The following is a 16826-nucleotide window of genomic DNA, read 5'->3' on the forward strand; positions in this document are numbered from 1 at the left end:
CTATAAGGAACGAAACTATGGTCCCGCTTCCGTTGTCAGCGGAGCGGATGAAAGGATGACTCCTCATGACAGCAGCATCGCAGTGGATTTGGTACCCTGGTGATTTTGAAATCTATCATCATCTGCAGTTAAGCATGCGGCGGGAAGAACGCGACTATCAATGGCCTGCGTTCTGGCGACTGGATGACTGCTATCCTAACGTACGTTTCCGCAAGAAGGTTCATTGCGATGCAGTGGAAGAAATGACGGTATACGCACATGGCGTCGGACATGTATGGGTGGATGGGAAGAAGCATTCATTCCAGCGGCCGATCACGCTATCTGAAGGGCAGCATGAAATTATCGTTCATGTGGCGCGGACGGATGGACTGCCTTGTATCTTTGTGGAAGGCGGCGAGACGGCGAGCGATACGACGTGGGAAGCGAATGAATTCGGCCGCGAATGGCTGCCTGCTGGCTGCAATGTGCTGTATCAGAACCGCGAGGACGATCCGAACCAATTTGCATTCCAATATATGAAGATTGTACCGGTATCGATCGAACATAGGGCAGAAGGCATTGTTTACGACTTCGGCCGTGAAACGTTCGCATTGCTCGAATTCGAGAATGTGGAAGCAGCAGCGGACATTCATCTGTTCTACGGGGAATCGCTAGACGAGGCATTGGATACGGATCACAGCATCTTAATCGATACGATTCCAGCGGACAGCACGTCGTACCGCTGCAATGCTCGTGCGTTCCGTTATTTATTCGTTCAAGGGGCTGAGTCAGCTTCGTTCGAGCTGACGGCATGGTATGAGTATTTGCCATTCAACCGAATCGGCAGCTTCACGTCTTCGAATGAGCTGCTGAACCGGATATGGGAGACGGCGGAGTATACGTTCCATCTGAACAGCCGGGAATTTTTCCTCGATGGGATTAAGCGCGATCGGTGGGTATGGTCGGGGGACGCTTACCAGAGTTACTTCATCAACAATTATTTGTACTTTGATACGGATATTACGAAGCGTACGATCATTGCGCTCCGCGGCAAGGACCCGATTGCAACGCACACGAATACGATTGTTGACTATTCGTTCTATTGGATCATGAGTGTTCATGCCTACTATGAGGCGACAAAGGATCTTGAGTTCGTAACATTCATCTATCCACGGATGAAGTCGATGATGGACTACTGCATTTCGCGGACGGATGAGGATGGATTCATTCGGGGCCGCGACGGAGACTGGGTGTTCGTCGACTGGGCGGAGTACGACCGGACAGGTGCAGTGTGTGCGGAGCAGATGCTGCTGGCAGAGAGCTTGAAGGCGGCATGGGCGTGCGGCGAGCTGCTTGGCAAGGGAGAAGCGGAATACTTGAAGCAGAGCGAACGGTTGAAGGAGCAGATCAATGCCCGCTTCTGGGACGAGGAACATGGCGCGTATATCGACAGCTTCGAGTCAGGCCGGAGGAATGTGACGCGTCATGCGAATATTTTCGCCATCCTATTAGGCATTGCAGATGACCGGCAGCGGGAGTCGATCATTCAGAATGTGTTGCTGAACGATGAGGTACCTCAGATTAGTACGCCTTACTTCGCCTTCTATGAGCTTGAAGTGATGTGTCAGACGGGACAGCTGGAGCATGTGACGCAGCGGATGGAGCAGTACTGGGGCGGCATGCTGGCGCTTGGGGCGACGACCTTCTGGGAAGAGTACAATCCATCGGTTAGCGGCCTTGACCACTACGGTATGTACGGCGACCGTTACGGCAAGAGCCTATGCCACGCATGGGGCGCGAGTCCGATTTATTTGCTGGGACGTTACTATCTCGGTGTCTATCCGTCATCGGCAGGTTATGAAACGTTCGTTGTTGAGCCGAAGCTAGGCGGATTGGAACGGATTGAAGGGACAGTTCCAGTAAACGGCGGTGTGGTAGCGGTTAAGATGAGTTCTGAGAGGCTGCATGTCATTACGGATAAGAATGGCGGTACAGTACGGATTAACGGTAAGGAGTACCTGCTTCAGAAGGATATGCCTTTCGTGCTGGAGCTTGGTGTTAGAGTCGAATAAGCATGCTATGAACCGTTAGTGGCATGGCACGGACCTGGGCGTCGCTTCCCTATGCGGCTGACAGCTCGGATCTCTATCAGTGGAATGTCGTCGGTCCGGTTTTTACAGAACGCCCGCATGAAGGTCCGACGTATGCTGGTTTGAGGGTTTCTATTGGATGATCGTTGACGAGTGGAGAGGACAGGGGGGATTCCGCTTCAACGACCTAGATACGTGGAAGAGGCCGATACTCGATAAGCCTGGTGTGCGCGAGGATGATGGCACAATCGGCTTGCATGCGGATGTTGTGGTGCAAGGGGATGAGGCTAATATTTCTACTTCACCCATCCAGGAAGAACGGAGGATGGGCTGGCGGACAGCTGATCGGTAAGCAAAGCAGCTTCAAAGAGCCGTAACTTATGGTGTGCAGAAGTCCCTATATATTGAAGAAGGTTGAGTAGGGAATTCCCCTGCTCAACCTTCTTTATTTCCTCAGCAAGTTATACTGCAGCGGTTTTCCTCACCTTAAAATAAATCTGATACGGTTCATAGCCAACATCCCGAATTCGACGGAACTCAATCGCTGGATTCTGGTTAACAGACTTGAAGAAGTAGCGCCAGGCTCCCCATTCGCGTTCGTTCTCCATCTCAAGTTCTGAGGCAGGATCGTCCTGCTCAATCGTAAGCAGGTGCTCCGCATCGCATAGTCCAGCCAACACCTCAGGCCCATATCGGAACGCGCCGATGCTCTCATCGTCAGGCAACGGGATGAACTGAATGCCGATCGGCAGAAGGATGCTGACTTTGTCGCCATCCTTCCACAGCCTATTGACGGTATAGAATACAGTGCTGTCGGACGTTGTTCCAATGCGTTCTCCATTCAGATAAATGCTAGCCTCAGACATGATCCATTCCGGAATGCGGAATCGAAGCGCAAAGCTATTCGGTTCGGATAGCTGCACGACACAATCGTATTTGCGATAATTCGGAATATTGGCGTGACGAGCCGTGGCTTCATTGATCGCTTGATATCCAACAATATCAGACGATTGCAGCATGCTTCCGCTCATACGATCTTGCCGCAATAGTAGCTTGACTGCTTGTCCTTCGAGGGACGTTTCCAGCTCGGTATCGAAGTACTGACAGATATGAATGCCGTCATCCGATTGGTAATAGACATTCCGATTCAGTGCAGCATTCGCTTGCACCATCGTGCCATGGCAGCAGAAGAAACTGTTCGTTTCGGTGCTCCACTCCTTGCGTAAACCCGCCTTCATCGGAAGAAAATACGTAAGCAGTCCGGTAGTCGGATGACCGTGATTTTTACCTGAAACATTATATTCCTGATAATAAGCTTGCGCCATGATCCCGTTGTATAGGTTGTACTCGATGTATTGCGCGTACGAGGGGTCATTCGAATGCCGTAGCAGGAACTCCGCCAGACGCATCATGTTATATACGGTGCAGTGCTCTTGATTCTTATCCCCAAGACGCAGCTTAAACTTCATCTTAGGCATCCACACCTCGCCGGACGTCTGTCCGCCCGTAGCGAGATAGCCGCGTTCGGTTACCGCACAGTTCCAATAAGAGCGTACGATGTCCATCCAGTGTTCCTCGCCAGTGACTTCATACGCTCGCGCGCAGCCAAGCACTTCTGGAATCGTCGTGTTCGCATGCATATTCGTGAGAGGATCTTTGCCTTCGAGCAGCGGTTGAAATAACCGGCGTCGATAGTAACGCTCAAGGAGAGCGATATATTTGGCATCGCCTGTTATGGATAACAGCTCTGCCCATATTTCAAGCATTCCGCCTGTTTCTGCATCCAGGATGTTATCGAACTTATCTCTGTCGAATGCACTGCTCCACTCCAAGAACCAATCCGCGAAACGACCTGCCACTTCAAGCGCCTGCTTATTCTCGGCGTAAATGTACATATCAACGAGGCCCATCAGGAGCTTATGCAGATTATACTGCGGCGCCCAGATATCCTTCCCCTTCGCGATCCAATGGAGATACTTCTCGGGAATGGGTCCAACCCATTGACCGCCGTTGTCCTGTTGGCATGCCGCAAGCTCCTCTATGATCAAATCCGCTTTCACCTTCAGCTCTGCATCGCCAGTCTCATGAACCCGTATGGCAGCAGCGGAGAGCCAATGTCCTAAGAAGTGACCGCGGAGCTGACATACGGGCGACTCCCAGCCTCCATGAGCATCGGGTGGAATGTCTCTGCCTGTGAAACGTCCTGCTTCTAATCGGTAGTTGAACAGCAAATTATCGCTCGTTAGTTTCATCAAATACGTTCGGTTAGCCGCTTCTCTTCGCCGTAATTCGCCGTCCAGAACTTTCACTTTCCGTCCCTTTAGCTCGATCATGCTCTTTCACTCCTATTCGCTTGTCAGTCTTTGCATATTAACTATGTGTGATTATAGAGTTCAAGTTTGTCGAGTGACATGATGTAATGTATGAAATTATTGATCTATCCTGAGGACTAATCCTAGTTATCTATACGACATGGTTTACATCCAATAGAATTACATGAAATCTTCGTTTATACCATTCTTAATAAAAAGGAAAACCGATTCTGTATGTATTACGGGCGAATATGTTGAGAACCGAGCCTTCAACGAAGAAATGATGAAGCTGGGATATTGCCAACACGAGGGACCTACGGCATTCAAGCTGAACGATGGCAGATGGGTGCTGATGTTGGACTTTTACGGGATGCAGGGCGAGAGTCAGGGCTATGTTCCGTTTATTTCAGAAGATTTGACGAGCGGTCGGTTTATCCGATCGGACGAGCAATTCAGCTTTCACTATCGATTTAAGCAAGGTACAGTGCTTGTGATCACGAATGATGAATACAACCGGATTAAACCGCATTTCGCATAAAATATATACAGACAAGAGGTCCTCAGCATCATTGCTGAGGACCTCTTCGTTCATAGGCTTGGATGGCTACTTCTTCATATACTGTTTAGGCGTCGTCCCGTACGTGCGCTTGAACATGCGGATGAAATAGCTGGTGTCCATGCCGACTCTCTCGGCCACCTTCTCAACAGCCATGCTCGGATAATCCTCGAACAGCTGTACCGCAATGCGCATCCGCAGCTGCAGCATGTACTGCTGCGGCGTCATGCCGAAGCTCGCCACGAATAGACGATGAAAATGTTGAACGGAATAACCGGCTGCCCGAGCGACATTCGTCATTAGCAGCCGCTCGTTATAATGGTCATGAATGAGTTTGACAGCGGTCTGAAGCGCGGCGTTCGATTGGCTGGAAGTGATGGTCGTTTTGCCCGTTCTTCGGTCTGTATATTGATTCTCAAGAATGCTGATCAACATGCCGTAGACCCGTCTGGATGCTTCCCAATAGGCGCTCTCGCCGCTGGAGTGGAGCAGATGCCAGAGCGATTCAAGCTGCTCCCACAGCTGATTGAAGTTCGAGACTGGAAGAGCGGTAAGCAGCAGTTCGTTCATCTGCGCGAACATAGGGCTAGCTGCTGTACCGTGAAAACCGATGAAACCAAGATCCCATTCCTCGTTCGGATCATCGGAATAATATTCATGCGGCGTATCGGCCGGCATCAGAAGCAGTGTACCTTTGGTCATCTGAATCTTCTGTTGACCGTCTATAATAAACACACCTCGGCCGCTGCGAGATAAGAAGAGCTGATGGGCCGGATAACCTTCGGGGCGTGTCAGATGGCGCTGCGCATGGTTGCCGATGACGCGGACATAGAGGGGCAGAACTTGTTCAAGGTTAGCGAATTCTGCAAGCAGAAAGGGCAGCATCGGAAATCCCTCCATTCGTAATGTTCATATTGTACGATTTTGTGGAGGTAACGTTCAATGCTTATACGTAAGGTGGAGGCTATAATCAAATCATGAATGAGTGAATTTGACGATAATTTCGAAGGAGCGAGCCTTAATGACACAACAACATGCGCCAATTAGTCCGAAGCTTCCCGTTCTTATGCACGGCGCCGATTATAATCCGGACCAATGGCTGCACGATCCAGCTGTGCTGGAGGAAGATATCCGCCTGATGAAGCTGGCAGGCTGCAACGTAATGGCAATCGGTATTTTCTCATGGGCGGCGCTTGAACCAGAGGAAGGCCGGTTCACGTTCGAATGGATGGATCAAGTGCTGGAACGTTTTGCAGCTAACGGCATTTATGCTTGGCTCGCTACGCCAAGCGGCGCACGTCCTGCTTGGATGTCGGAGAAGTATCCGGAAGTTCTGCGTGTCGAAGGCAATCGCGTCCGGAACCTGCATGGCATGCGTCACAATCACTGCCCTACTTCGCCGGTGTACCGCGAGAAAACGAGCGTGATCAACAGCAAATTAGCTGAACGGTACGGCAATCATCCTGCGATTATCGGCTGGCATATTTCCAATGAATTCGGCGGCGACTGTCACTGCGATTATTGCCAAGAGGCGTTCCGCGATTGGCTCAAAGAGGAGTACGGCACGCTCGAGGAGCTGAATAAAGCTTGGTGGACTTCGTTCTGGGCGCATACGTATACAAGCTGGAGCCAAGTAGAGTCGCCGGCGCGCCATGGCGAGATGATGGTGCACGGCCATAACTTGGACTGGCGTCGTTTCGTAACGGCACAGACGGTAGACTTCTGCCGTCACGAGATCGACTCGGTACGCAGCGCGAATCCATCGCTTCCTGCCACGACCAACATGCATATGATCGAAGGTCTCGATTATCGCAAGTTCTCTGAAATTCTTGATGTGATCTCGTGGGACGCTTACCCGACTTGGCATGAATATAAAGATGACAGCCAGCTCGCAGCATCGATTGCGTTCTACCATGATCTGTACCGCTCCTTGAAACGCAAGCCGTTCCTGCTCATGGAGAGCACGCCAAGCCTCACGAACTGGCAGCCGGTCAGCAAGCTGAAGCGCCCAGGCATGCACCAGCTTTCTTCGCTGCAAGCAGTGGCGCATGGCTCGGATTCGGTTCAATACTTCCAATGGCGCAAAAGCCGCGGCTCCAGCGAGAAGTTCCATGGCGCGGTCGTCGACCATGTCGGACACGAGCATACGCGCGTATTCCAAGACGTTGCTTACTTAGGCGAGACGTTGAAGAACATTTCGGCGGTAACAGGATCGGCTACGCCTTCCGAAACGGCCATTTTGTTCGATTGGGATAACCGTTGGGCAGTGAAGGACTCGCAAGGACCTCGTAATTCGGGAATCAAATATGAAGAGACGGTGTATGCGCATCACCGTGCACTGTGGAAGCAGGGCATTGCAACGGACATCATTGGTTCCGAGGATTCCTTCGATGGGTACAAGCTGATTGTTGCGCCGATGCTCTATATGTGCCGCGAGGAAACGGGACGCAAGCTGGAGCAGTTCGTCGAACAAGGCGGAACGCTCGTTACGACCTACTGGTCAGGCGTCGTGGATGAACACGATCTGTGCCATCTTGGCGGCTTCCCAGGACCGCTGCGCAAGACGCTTGGCATCTGGGCAGAGGAGATCGAAGGCTTGTACGACTATGACCGCAACGGCTTGGAGCTGTCGGCAGGCAATGTGCTTGGACTCAGCGGCACGTACGAAGCACACGAAATTTGCGAATTGATTCATACGGAAGGCGCTGAGGTGCTCGGCGTGTATACCGATGATTTCTATGCAGGGCGTCCGGCGCTGACGTTGAATCGCCTTGGTCAAGGCCGCGCATACTACATGGCTGCACGTCTGAAGGATGATTTCCTCAGCGACTTCTATACGACTGTTGCAGCAGAAGCAGGCGTCAGCCGTGCCTTGGATACGGAGCTGCCAAGCGGCGTATCCGCAGTTGTTCGTACGGATGGCGCTTCCGACTATCTGTTCCTGATGAACTTCAGCGGCGAGGCGCAGCAGGTTGCGCTCGACGAGCGGAGCTACAACGATATGGAATCGGGCGATTCCGTATCCGGTGCAGTTGAATTGCCAGTCAACGGTGTGAAACTGTTGAAACGACGTTCTTCCTAAGCAATGAAGCAGGCGGCTTCTCTAAGAGAGGCCGCCTGCTTTTGTGCTATATAGAATCCCACAACGAACGAGCATAACGCATCAAGGTGAGCGACTGCTCCCAACGATCGCTTATTTCTCGCTTCCGATTCGTCGGCTCATCGATCGTAATCGCATAGGGCGGAGGACCAAGCTCCGGAACGAACAGGAGCGAGCCGCCTTCTGGATGCGACTGCTGCCAGCTGCGCATGCCATCTTGCCACCATTGACCGTAACGCGCCAGCATCGGATGTGATCCATCCGTCCCGATGTCGACTTGAATCTGCTCGCCATTCGATAGGCGGGCATGAATGCAATCGGCGCGGGAGAGCAGGAGTTGGAAGTACGCTTCAGCTTGCTCGGGCACATTCAACATTTCGCCAGCCAATACATAATGGGACAGATCCGCCGTCAATCGCAAATTCGGAATCCGCTCCGCATACTCCGCCGTTCGAATGAGATCTTGTGTAATCGTGCCGCGATGCGTCTCGACATTGACCGGCAGTTTATATTCATCTGCCAAGTCAGCAATGCCGCTGAGTAATGTTACGGCAGCATCGCCAGTCACGAATGGCGTCAGCACCTGCACGTTCACCGCTCGAATACTGCCGTAAGCTGCTGCACGTTCCAACGCATTCCGCATATCTTCGATGGATCTCGGATAAACATTCACGCTTAGCGCGAGTCCATACTGCTCTAATAGCGTTCGCCACAGCTCCGCGGATTCGCCCGGCTCTGGCGTGAAGGCATCAATCCCTTGGAAGCCGGCTTCTGCGATGAGACCGAATTTCTCTTCCATATTGAGCTCGCGGCCATCGAATAGTAGATTCGACATCCCCCACCATGACATGTGGATGTCGAGGGCGGAAGTAAGTTTAGTGGTAGGCTGGTGTCTCAATGCCGCAAGGACCTCCATCCGGGTTGCTGTCTAATGTAAGCTCTACGCCATCTGCGCGATAGAGCGGGTTATACCAGTGGGCAATGCGCGTCGCGCTTACATTCGCATAATGGGAGATGAAGGCGCGGCGGAACCGATCCTTCGTTTTGTTGCGATACGAGCCGTGAATAAGGTTGCCGTTGAAGAATAGAATGTCGCCTGGCTCCATGATGGCAGCAATCGGTTTCTCTTCTTTCGGCGGCTTCACATAATGGGTAGTGAACGATTCGCTAGAATCGGACTGCTCAGGGCAAACGATATCGTACGTATTCGTCTTCGGCACGAGCAGCATGCAGCCGTTCTCTTCGTCGCAACGATCGATCGCAGCCCATGCCGCGATGCAGTTGCCCGGCTCGACCTTCAGATAGAAGTTATCTTGATGGAGCGCCTGACCGCGCGAGCCTGGCGGCTTGTAGTAGAACATGCTTTGTGCAGCAAGGGCTTCTTCTCCATAGAGGTCTTCCAGTATGGAAATGACAGTGGGATGGAGCATATATTTCTTGCTTACATCGTTGAAACGATGCGGATGCATAACGCGTGGATAGCGTCTTAATGGATCTTGATTCTCTTCGGACAGATCCGGTTCGAAGAAGCCTGGGATCGTATTTTCACCAATCTCGTCAAATGTCCTTTTAATCTCTGCAACCTCGTCTGTATTCCAGACGCCTCGCACAATGAGGTATCCTTCTTTCTCGAATTGTTCCATTTGTTCACTAGTCAGAACAGAAAGCTGCTTCATTCCTGCTATCCCCTCTCGTAGTAACTGCTGCTATGTCTCAAAGTTTACAGCAAACAGTCATATGGCAAGAAGTCGGATTTCTGCTCTTAACTAACGGAATTCTGCTATGTTGCTATTTTCAACTTATGCGGAGAAGACTGTTGCGCTTGTTGAATCATTCAGCATGACGGGAGAGCATAATCCCGTTGATTACTGCAGTTTTAATGAAAGCAAGGTTTGTGGTACAATTCTCTGATAGTTGATACGTTCGAATGATCGATCGTATGACCAAGGATAGGATGCGTTGTATGGTACATAGAGAATCTGTTAGAATCATACAAAACATCAAGTGGAGGGAAAACGTTGAGCACAGAGAAGACAATAGGCATTCCTTTGCCAGGGTTTGCTGAATTCAGCAGGAAAGTTGCAGCAGAAGGCGCGGTTTTACTCCGTAATGAGGGACAAGTGTTACCGCTAACATCAGGAAATCGTGTATCGATCTTCGGACGTATCCAAGTGAACTATTATCGCAGCGGCACAGGATCAGGCGGCAGCGTAAACGTGCCTTACACGACGAACCTGCTTGGCGGTCTGCGCCAGAAGTCGAGCATTACGGTCAACGAATCGCTCGCGTCGATTTATGAGAACTGGATCGAGCAGAACCCGTTCGATAACGGCGGCGGCGGTTGGGCGGCTGAGCCATGGTTCCAGAAGGAAATGCCGCTGACGGAAGAGCTCGTAGCTGACGCTAGAAGCAAGTCCGACAAGGCGATTGTCGTCATCGGCCGTACGGCGGGCGAAGACCAAGATAACGCGGTCGAGCCAGGCAGCTATCTGCTGACGGAAGACGAGAAGGCGATGCTGAAGCTCGTGACCGCTCAATTCGAGAAGACGATCGTTGTTGTGAACGTATCGAATATTATCGATATGAGCTGGGTGGATGACGCTGCTTATGTTCATCCGATTGCGTCGATCATCTATGCATGGCATGGCGGCATGGAAGGCGGCAATGCGATTGCGGATGTACTCGTTGGCGACGTTACGCCGAGCGGCAAATTGACGGATACGATCGCGTATTCGATCGATGACTACCCATCGACTGCAAACTATGGCAGCGACACGCGCAATTTCTACCAAGAAGATATTTATGTCGGGTACCGTTATTTCGAAACGTTCTGTCCTGAGAAGGTGCAGTATGCATTCGGTTACGGCCTGTCCTATACAACGTTCAAGATTGAACAGGCAAGCGCGAAGGTTGTAGGCGATAACATTGAGGTTAGCGCAGCAATTACGAACACAGGCAGTCAATATGCCGGCCAAGAAGTGTTGCAAGTGTATTACGAAGCGCCGCAAGGCAAATTGGGCCAACCAGCGAAGCAGCTGGCAGCATTCACGAAGACTGCAGTGCTTCAACCGGGCGAGTCTGCGCAAGTATCGGTAACGTTTTCGATAAATTCGATGGCGACTTATGATGATGCTGGCGCTACTGGACATCGCTCCGCGTATGTGCTTGAAGCGGGTGTCTACAACCTGTATGCAGGCAATAGCGTCAAAGATGTCGTTCAAGTAAGCGTTGACGGTCAAAGCGGTTATCAAGTGAATGAAGTAGTTGTCGTTGAACAGCTGGAAGAAGCGCTTGCGCCAACGGAAAACTTCACGCGCATGAAACCAGGTGCACGCAAGTCGGATGGCACTTATGAGTTGACTTACGAAGCTGTGCCAACTGCGCAAGTGTCGCTCGCCGAGCGCATTGCAGAACGTATGCCTGCAACTTTCGATCACACGGGAGATCAAGGCTACAAGCTGCGTGACGTGCAAGATGGCAAAGTCAGCATCGAAGATTTCGTTGCACAGCTGTCGAATGACGAGCTTGCCATTCTCGTTCGCGGCGAAGGCATGGTGAGCCCGCTCGTAACGCCAGGCACAGCATCCGCATTCGGCGGCGTCAGCGAAGGTCTGCGCAGCTACGGCATTCCTGTTGCATGTACGGCTGACGGCCCGTCCGGCATTCGGATGGACAGCGGCCACAAGGCGACGCAAGTGCCAATCGGCACGCTGCTTGCTGCAACGTGGAACCTGCCGCTGATCGAGGAGCTCTACGTACTCGAAGGCAAGGAATTGCTCAGCAATGACATCGATACGCTGCTCGGACCAGGCATGAACCTTCGCCGCAGTCCGCTTAACGGCCGGAACTTCGAATACTTCTCGGAGGATCCGCTCGTAACGGGTCTGTTCGCAATTACGAATGTCGTTGGCATTCGCAAGGGCGGATCGAACGCGACGCTGAAGCACTTCGCTTGCAACAGCCAAGAGAAGTATCGCACGCAGGTTGACGCGGCTGTGTCCGAACGCGCATTGCGTGAGATCTACTTGAAGGGCTTCGAAATGGCGGTTAAAGAAGGCGGCGCGCAATCGATCATGACGTCTTACAATCCGATCAACGGACACTGGGCAGCGTCGAACTATGATCTGAACACGACGATTCTGCGCGGCCAATGGGGCTACACGGGCATCGTCATGACGGACTGGTGGGCAAAGATGAATGACGTTGTCAGCGGCGGCCCTGCCGATGTACGTTTCACTAACCACATGGTTCGTGCGCAAAATGACCTGTACATGGTTGTCGACAACTATGGTGCGGAAGCGAATACGACCGAAGATAACACGATCGAATCGCTCGCGAACGGCACGCTGTCACGCGGCGAGCTGCAGCGCAGCGCGATCAACATTCTGAACTTCATCCGCAAGGCGCCAGTATTCTCGCGCAACCAGCAGATCAAAGTCGCTGAAGCAGTGAAGGTCAGCGCTTCTTCCGATCTGACAGGCGGACAGAGCATTGCAGCTGACGCACAAGTGAAGCCGGTCAAAGACGGCGCGGTCGTTCTGACTGTTGCAGAAGCCGGCCAATACCGTCTGATCGGCCGCATGATGTCGCCGGACGGCGGCTTGGCGCAAAGCGCATGCAACGTGCTGCTTAATGGTCAAGTGATCACGACGGCTCAGACGAATGGTACGGACGGTAAGTGGTTCAAGCGCAATCTGGTGAAGGTTGAACTGGAAGCAGGCAGCTATGAGCTGACGCTGGAGTTCATCAAGCCAGGCATTCAGTTCGACTACATTGAGTTCCAACAAACTTAATCAAATAATATGTACCTCTCGAAGGTGTCAATATCACACAAAAAGCGCGGCTCAGGCCGCGCTTTTTGGTGCTGTTACCCCACTGCCCAGCCTGATTGGGCGAGCATCCTCGGGAGCTGGAACTCGTGTGATACTTCCTAGGTGCTTACTTAACTGCGGCGGTTAACAATATAACGTTCAATGCTTTGTTAAAAATTGTGTTTATTCTGATTCTAAATCGCTAGATATAAGATTTGTAAGGTTACGTGTCACTTTAGCGACATGATAGGATTGATCTGTAACCATTCGATCCGAAGGGAAGATCATACATATGCAAAATAAGAATGTGACAGCGGTACCTGCCGAGTATCTAAGGTCAGTTGATGCCGAATTTCAAGGTTCAATGCAAGAGGTTTCTTATGAGGTATGCAACTATATCGATTTATCGCGACAACTAGTAACCAATCGGAAAATCGATATCGGTGAAGCAGGAAGAGAAGCCGTTGCAGGTGATGCCATATGGAAGAAATGCAACGTCTACTTACCTGCGGGCTATGACTCGAACGACACGGATGTCAAATACAATGTACTGTATTTATTGCACGGAGTCGGCGGAGATCAATTTGAGTGGTTAAGCAGCAATGGTAAGGTTGACGGACGGTTTATTATTAGCAATCTATTTGACAATCTTATTGCAAACGGCGATATTGATCCGCTGATCGTCGTGTTTCCCAACGGAAGAAGCGCGCATGACTGGACGGATAGTTCCTTTAATTCCGAGGGTACCAATATGCTAGGCTTCTATTACTTCGATTATGAGTTGAGATACGATTTGATTCCGTTTATAGAATCAAACTACAATACCTACGCGGATATAGCGGACACATCCTCCGAGGGAATCCGATTCAATCGCGCTCACAGAGCGATCGCCGGGCTGTCGATGGGGGGGATGCAGGCTCTGAATCTGATCCTCGGCGGGCATAGATATGATTCGACGCGATTCACTGGAACCGATAGCATCTGGGGCAATGGGCTGGATCAAACGGTGCTCACGTCAGGCATGATCGATTTGTTTGCTTATGTCGGAGCTTTTTCGAATGCTCCTACTTCGAGCGAAGGCAACGTTCTTGGAGCAACTCTCGCATCAAGCGATCATAAGCTTCGTTTGCTATATATGACCTGCGGAGAAGCCGATTTCGCGATTCGCAGCTATGCCAAATCGGTGGAAGGGCTGTCAGATGAAGCGGGGAATCATCTCGAACATTTTTATCAAATTTTGATTAAGGATGGTAATCATGATTTCAATGTTTGGAATAATGGCGTATACAATTATAGTCGCTTGATATTTACAAATAGCGAGGAGGGTTTAATTTCTGGTGTCGCACGGAAGACGTTGTAAGAATGCGACAAGAAGCTGGTACATTGCCAGCTTCTTTTTTTTGACTATAAGTATGAGTAGTGATTTAGAATCAGGAGTAGAAGAATTAATACGAGAATAGCAGGGTGTTGGATAATTCTAGAAATGTTATACTGTGGAAATACGTTATTCTATTACACTGATTTGGGAGGATTGGCATCATGCATAATGTAAGCGGAAGCAAGATTAAGCGATCACAGGTTTGGAAAAGGCTGTTGACGATGCTGAGCGTTTTCGCGATCGGGTTGTCCATTATTGGAGTAGGCGGTCATCAACGCGCCTATGCGGATTCTCCGCTAACGTCGACAGATTTTTATCGGGCCTATGAGGACATCGACGCAGTGGAGGCGGCGAAGCAGGGCGGCATAACGAAGGATACAGCGGCGTTTCTTGCTTCGGAAGAGCACCCGATCGATGAGAAAGCGGCTGTCATCAATGCGATCTATGCAGGTGGAAGCGAGTGGAAGGACCGTCATTACGCCGACGATTATGCAAAGCTTGTCTATGGAAAGTCACTCGATGCGTTGAACGCAGCGGAACTCGACGGGGATGAGCTATTCGTGTTAGGTTATCTGGACGTCATGGATCATTACTTGCAGGTCAGCAATGTCGCGTGGCTTGTCAAAGCGAAACGAGCATTGCCGTCCAGTCTAACCGTATCGCTCATCTACGCCGTTGCGTTCTCGCAGATGGAATTCGATTGTTCGTGGGAATATGTCCGTCAGACGTTGGAGGATTCGAGTCTGCAAGCGGATCTACGGCCAGAGGCGGTCGACTTTATTATCGATTACATGAAGCTGTATGAAGGCAGCCCTTGTTCAGCGGAGCAATCAGCTCTCCTAACTAATAACATCGAGACGGAAGAGCTGCTTGCGAGCTCCGTCGTGCTCTTTATCGATCAGCCGACGGTATTGAATCATGGCGTGCGCTCATTTGCTCTTCCTGGAGAACCAAATGTATCGCCATATGCGACAAAAGGTAAAACGTTGGTTCCTCTGCGATTCATAGCTGATGCTTTCGGCGCTCAGGCAAGCTACGACTCGAAGCAGCATTCCGTTACAATTCAGACGGCATCGACTTCATTCACGTTTGCGCCGAACGAGCACCACTATATTAACAACGGCGTGCAGACTGCGATGATTGGCGTGATGGAGCTGAAGCAAGGACGGGCATACGTGCCGCTTCGCGTCATCGCGGAAGCGCTCGGCAAACCTGTTTATTATAATCAAGGGCTTATTATTATTAGCGATAGCAAAGCTCTAGATCCAAGCAACGAGCATGATCAGGAACTGGCCTACTCCATTCGGCAAAGACTGCTGAAAGGCGAGCCTGTCGGCGGTTAGAGTCCGAGTCCATCGGCGAATACACTCCGCATTCCAGCAACTATCCTTCTGTATTGCTAAACCAAAAAGCGCGGCTAAGCCGCGTTTTTTGGTTTGTAATACGATGAAATGGTTCAAGGTGCAACTTCAGCGAAGGTGGCATCACCATCAAAGAGGGTTCCCGATCCACTCTGCGCATAAATTTCGTATGCATTAATGGATGAAAGAAACTCTTCTGACGCGAGGAGACCACTGCAGGGCAGTAATCCGGCCGCCGCTTAGGACTTTCACCGGCTTAGGCTCCCTAATATCGACTATCCAGATCTGACTTGCTTGTTCTATGCCTGCACATCCAGATAAATACGCGATTTTGCCGCCGTCCGGCGACCAGCTGACGGGAGCGGCGAAACAGTCGGAAACGGCCAACGTCCTTTGCTTTTGACCAATACGGTTATCGATTTGAACGAGAGAATAATAATTCGGCTCTTTATATGCGGTTGCGCTGTAGGCAATGCTCAGAGAGTCCGGGGACCATATGGGAAAATAGTTTTTGGCGAGCGGTCCGCCTTCCAGCGTGCGGATGGTGCCATTGGTCAGATCTACCGTCGAAATGATGGAGATACTGGCACCGGGGAATGTATATAGCGCGAAGGCACCGTCCGGGGAAAGCCGAACGTCATGCAGCGGTCCGTCCGTATTTTGCGTGATTTGTCTCCGGTCTGCGCCGTCAATTCGAATGCGGAAGAGCTGGGTGTTGCCGTTGGTATCCGGAGCTGCGAACAGAAGCTCGGTACCGGAAGGAAACCACTGGACATCGCTGGCGCCGGCCATCGGAATGGCATAACTTCTATGCGAGAAAGTATCATAGATGACGATTTGCCCGTTTTTGACATACGCGAGAAATCGGCTGTCCGGCGACCAGTCCAGCAGTGTGTAGGGTTCGATTTGGTCGATCCTTGAGACGGCAAGCGTGCCGATATCCAGCAGGTAAACCACGTTGCCAATGCCAGTGAAAGCGATTCTTCTGCTGTCCGGAGACCAATAGGGAACGGAGAATGCTGCACCAAGCCCTTGTGTAAGTTGAAAACTAAAACTGTCCTGCGGACGGTAAAGCCAAATGTCGAACGTTCCGCTGCGGTCCGACGTGTAGGCGATCCATCCTTGAAGGAGATCATGAGCTTGCATGCCCAACACCCTCTGCTGAATGATACTTCAGATGTATTCAGCAGGGGGTGTTTAGGCGACAATCTCGGCGATATAGGAAACATTTTCGCTCGC

Annotated in this window: 12 protein-coding genes; 7 read left to right on the forward strand and 5 right to left on the reverse strand. The window is 51.2% G+C overall.

Going from position 1 to position 16826, the window contains the following annotated elements; genetic code table 11:
* Positions 1–65 precede the first annotated feature (65 nt).
* Positions 66–2051 carry an alpha-L-rhamnosidase-related protein gene (locus tag SBI19_RS11070; protein WP_317967981.1) on the forward strand — a complete coding sequence of 662 codons (1986 nt, stop codon included), beginning with the start codon at positions 66–68 and terminating at the stop codon, positions 2049–2051.
* A gap of 157 nt (positions 2052–2208) precedes the next feature.
* Entirely contained in the window at positions 2209–2421 is a 213-nt protein-coding gene (locus SBI19_RS11075) for a hypothetical protein (RefSeq protein WP_317967983.1), read from the forward strand.
* 109 nt (positions 2422–2530) lie between these two features.
* Here the strand turns inward: SBI19_RS11075 and SBI19_RS11080 are convergent, their stop codons facing one another.
* The gene (locus SBI19_RS11080; RefSeq protein WP_317967985.1) at positions 2531–4402 is read right to left on the reverse strand and encodes a beta-L-arabinofuranosidase domain-containing protein; all 1872 of its coding nucleotides are present in this window, start codon (positions 4400–4402) and stop codon (positions 2531–2533) included.
* Positions 4403–4661: 259 nt separating this feature from the next.
* Between SBI19_RS11080 and SBI19_RS11085 the strand changes: the two genes are divergently transcribed.
* A complete protein-coding gene (locus SBI19_RS11085; protein ID WP_317967987.1) occupies positions 4662–4919 on the forward strand; it encodes a glycoside hydrolase family protein in 258 nt (85 codons plus the stop codon).
* A 66-nt stretch (positions 4920–4985) separates the two neighbouring features.
* On the opposite strand, the gene SBI19_RS11090 is transcribed toward SBI19_RS11085, so the two are convergent.
* Positions 4986–5822, reverse strand: coding sequence for an AraC family transcriptional regulator (locus SBI19_RS11090; protein ID WP_317967989.1), 837 nt, complete (start codon positions 5820–5822; stop codon positions 4986–4988).
* Between the two features lie 136 nt (positions 5823–5958).
* On the opposite strand from SBI19_RS11090, the gene SBI19_RS11095 reads away from it, so the two are divergent.
* On the forward strand, positions 5959–8019 hold the full coding sequence (locus SBI19_RS11095) for a beta-galactosidase (protein ID WP_317967991.1): 2061 nt from the start codon (positions 5959–5961) through the stop codon (positions 8017–8019).
* A 46-nt stretch (positions 8020–8065) separates the two neighbouring features.
* Here the strand turns inward: SBI19_RS11095 and SBI19_RS11100 are convergent, their stop codons facing one another.
* Together SBI19_RS11100 and SBI19_RS11105 are read right to left on the reverse strand one after the other, a co-directional pair.
* On the reverse strand, positions 8066–8872 hold the full coding sequence (locus SBI19_RS11100; RefSeq protein ID WP_317967993.1) for a sugar phosphate isomerase/epimerase family protein: 807 nt from the start codon (positions 8870–8872) through the stop codon (positions 8066–8068).
* Between the two features lie 40 nt (positions 8873–8912).
* The gene (locus tag SBI19_RS11105; RefSeq protein WP_317967995.1) at positions 8913–9713 is read right to left on the reverse strand and encodes a phytanoyl-CoA dioxygenase family protein; all 801 of its coding nucleotides are present in this window, start codon (positions 9711–9713) and stop codon (positions 8913–8915) included.
* A gap of 342 nt (positions 9714–10055) precedes the next feature.
* Between SBI19_RS11105 and SBI19_RS11110 the strand changes: the two genes are divergently transcribed.
* From SBI19_RS11110 to SBI19_RS11120, 3 genes are all read left to right on the forward strand, one after another.
* On the forward strand, positions 10056–12830 hold the full coding sequence (locus SBI19_RS11110) for a glycoside hydrolase family 3 protein (protein ID WP_317967997.1): 2775 nt from the start codon (positions 10056–10058) through the stop codon (positions 12828–12830).
* 310 nt (positions 12831–13140) lie between these two features.
* The gene (locus SBI19_RS11115; protein ID WP_317967999.1) at positions 13141–14208 is read left to right on the forward strand and encodes an alpha/beta hydrolase; all 1068 of its coding nucleotides are present in this window, start codon (positions 13141–13143) and stop codon (positions 14206–14208) included.
* 179 nt (positions 14209–14387) lie between these two features.
* On the forward strand, positions 14388–15569 hold the full coding sequence (locus SBI19_RS11120; protein WP_317968001.1) for a stalk domain-containing protein: 1182 nt from the start codon (positions 14388–14390) through the stop codon (positions 15567–15569).
* 192 nt (positions 15570–15761) lie between these two features.
* Here SBI19_RS11120 and SBI19_RS11125 read toward each other — a convergent pair whose 3' ends face one another.
* Positions 15762–16733, reverse strand: a complete 972-nt coding sequence (locus SBI19_RS11125) for a TolB family protein (RefSeq protein ID WP_317968003.1) — start codon at positions 16731–16733, stop codon at positions 15762–15764.
* Between the last annotated feature and the right edge of the window lie 93 nt (positions 16734–16826).

It is taken from the genome of Paenibacillus sp. CCS19, assembly GCF_033239625.1.
In the GTDB taxonomy this organism is placed as follows: Bacteria; Bacillota; Bacilli; order Paenibacillales; family Paenibacillaceae; genus Paenibacillus_T.

Bases quoted from the DNA above. Each gene is read 5' to 3' on its own strand.
- SBI19_RS11070 (WP_317967981.1), top strand. From the start codon at position 66: ATGACAGCAGCATCGCAGTGGATTTGGTACCCTGGTGATTTTGAAATC.
- SBI19_RS11075 (WP_317967983.1), top strand. From the start codon at position 2,209: ATGATCGTTGACGAGTGGAGAGGACAGGGGGGATTCCGCTTCAACGAC.
- SBI19_RS11080 (WP_317967985.1), bottom strand. From the start codon at position 4,402: ATGATCGAGCTAAAGGGACGGAAAGTGAAAGTTCTGGACGGCGAATTA.
- SBI19_RS11085 (WP_317967987.1), top strand. From the start codon at position 4,662: ATGATGAAGCTGGGATATTGCCAACACGAGGGACCTACGGCATTCAAG.
- SBI19_RS11090 (WP_317967989.1), bottom strand. From the start codon at position 5,822: ATGCTGCCCTTTCTGCTTGCAGAATTCGCTAACCTTGAACAAGTTCTG.
- SBI19_RS11095 (WP_317967991.1), top strand. From the start codon at position 5,959: ATGACACAACAACATGCGCCAATTAGTCCGAAGCTTCCCGTTCTTATG.
- SBI19_RS11100 (WP_317967993.1), bottom strand. From the start codon at position 8,872: ATGTCGAATCTACTATTCGATGGCCGCGAGCTCAATATGGAAGAGAAA.
- SBI19_RS11105 (WP_317967995.1), bottom strand. From the start codon at position 9,713: ATGAAGCAGCTTTCTGTTCTGACTAGTGAACAAATGGAACAATTCGAG.
- SBI19_RS11115 (WP_317967999.1), top strand. From the start codon at position 13,141: ATGCAAAATAAGAATGTGACAGCGGTACCTGCCGAGTATCTAAGGTCA.
- SBI19_RS11120 (WP_317968001.1), top strand. From the start codon at position 14,388: ATGCATAATGTAAGCGGAAGCAAGATTAAGCGATCACAGGTTTGGAAA.
- SBI19_RS11125 (WP_317968003.1), bottom strand. From the start codon at position 16,733: ATGCAAGCTCATGATCTCCTTCAAGGATGGATCGCCTACACGTCGGAC.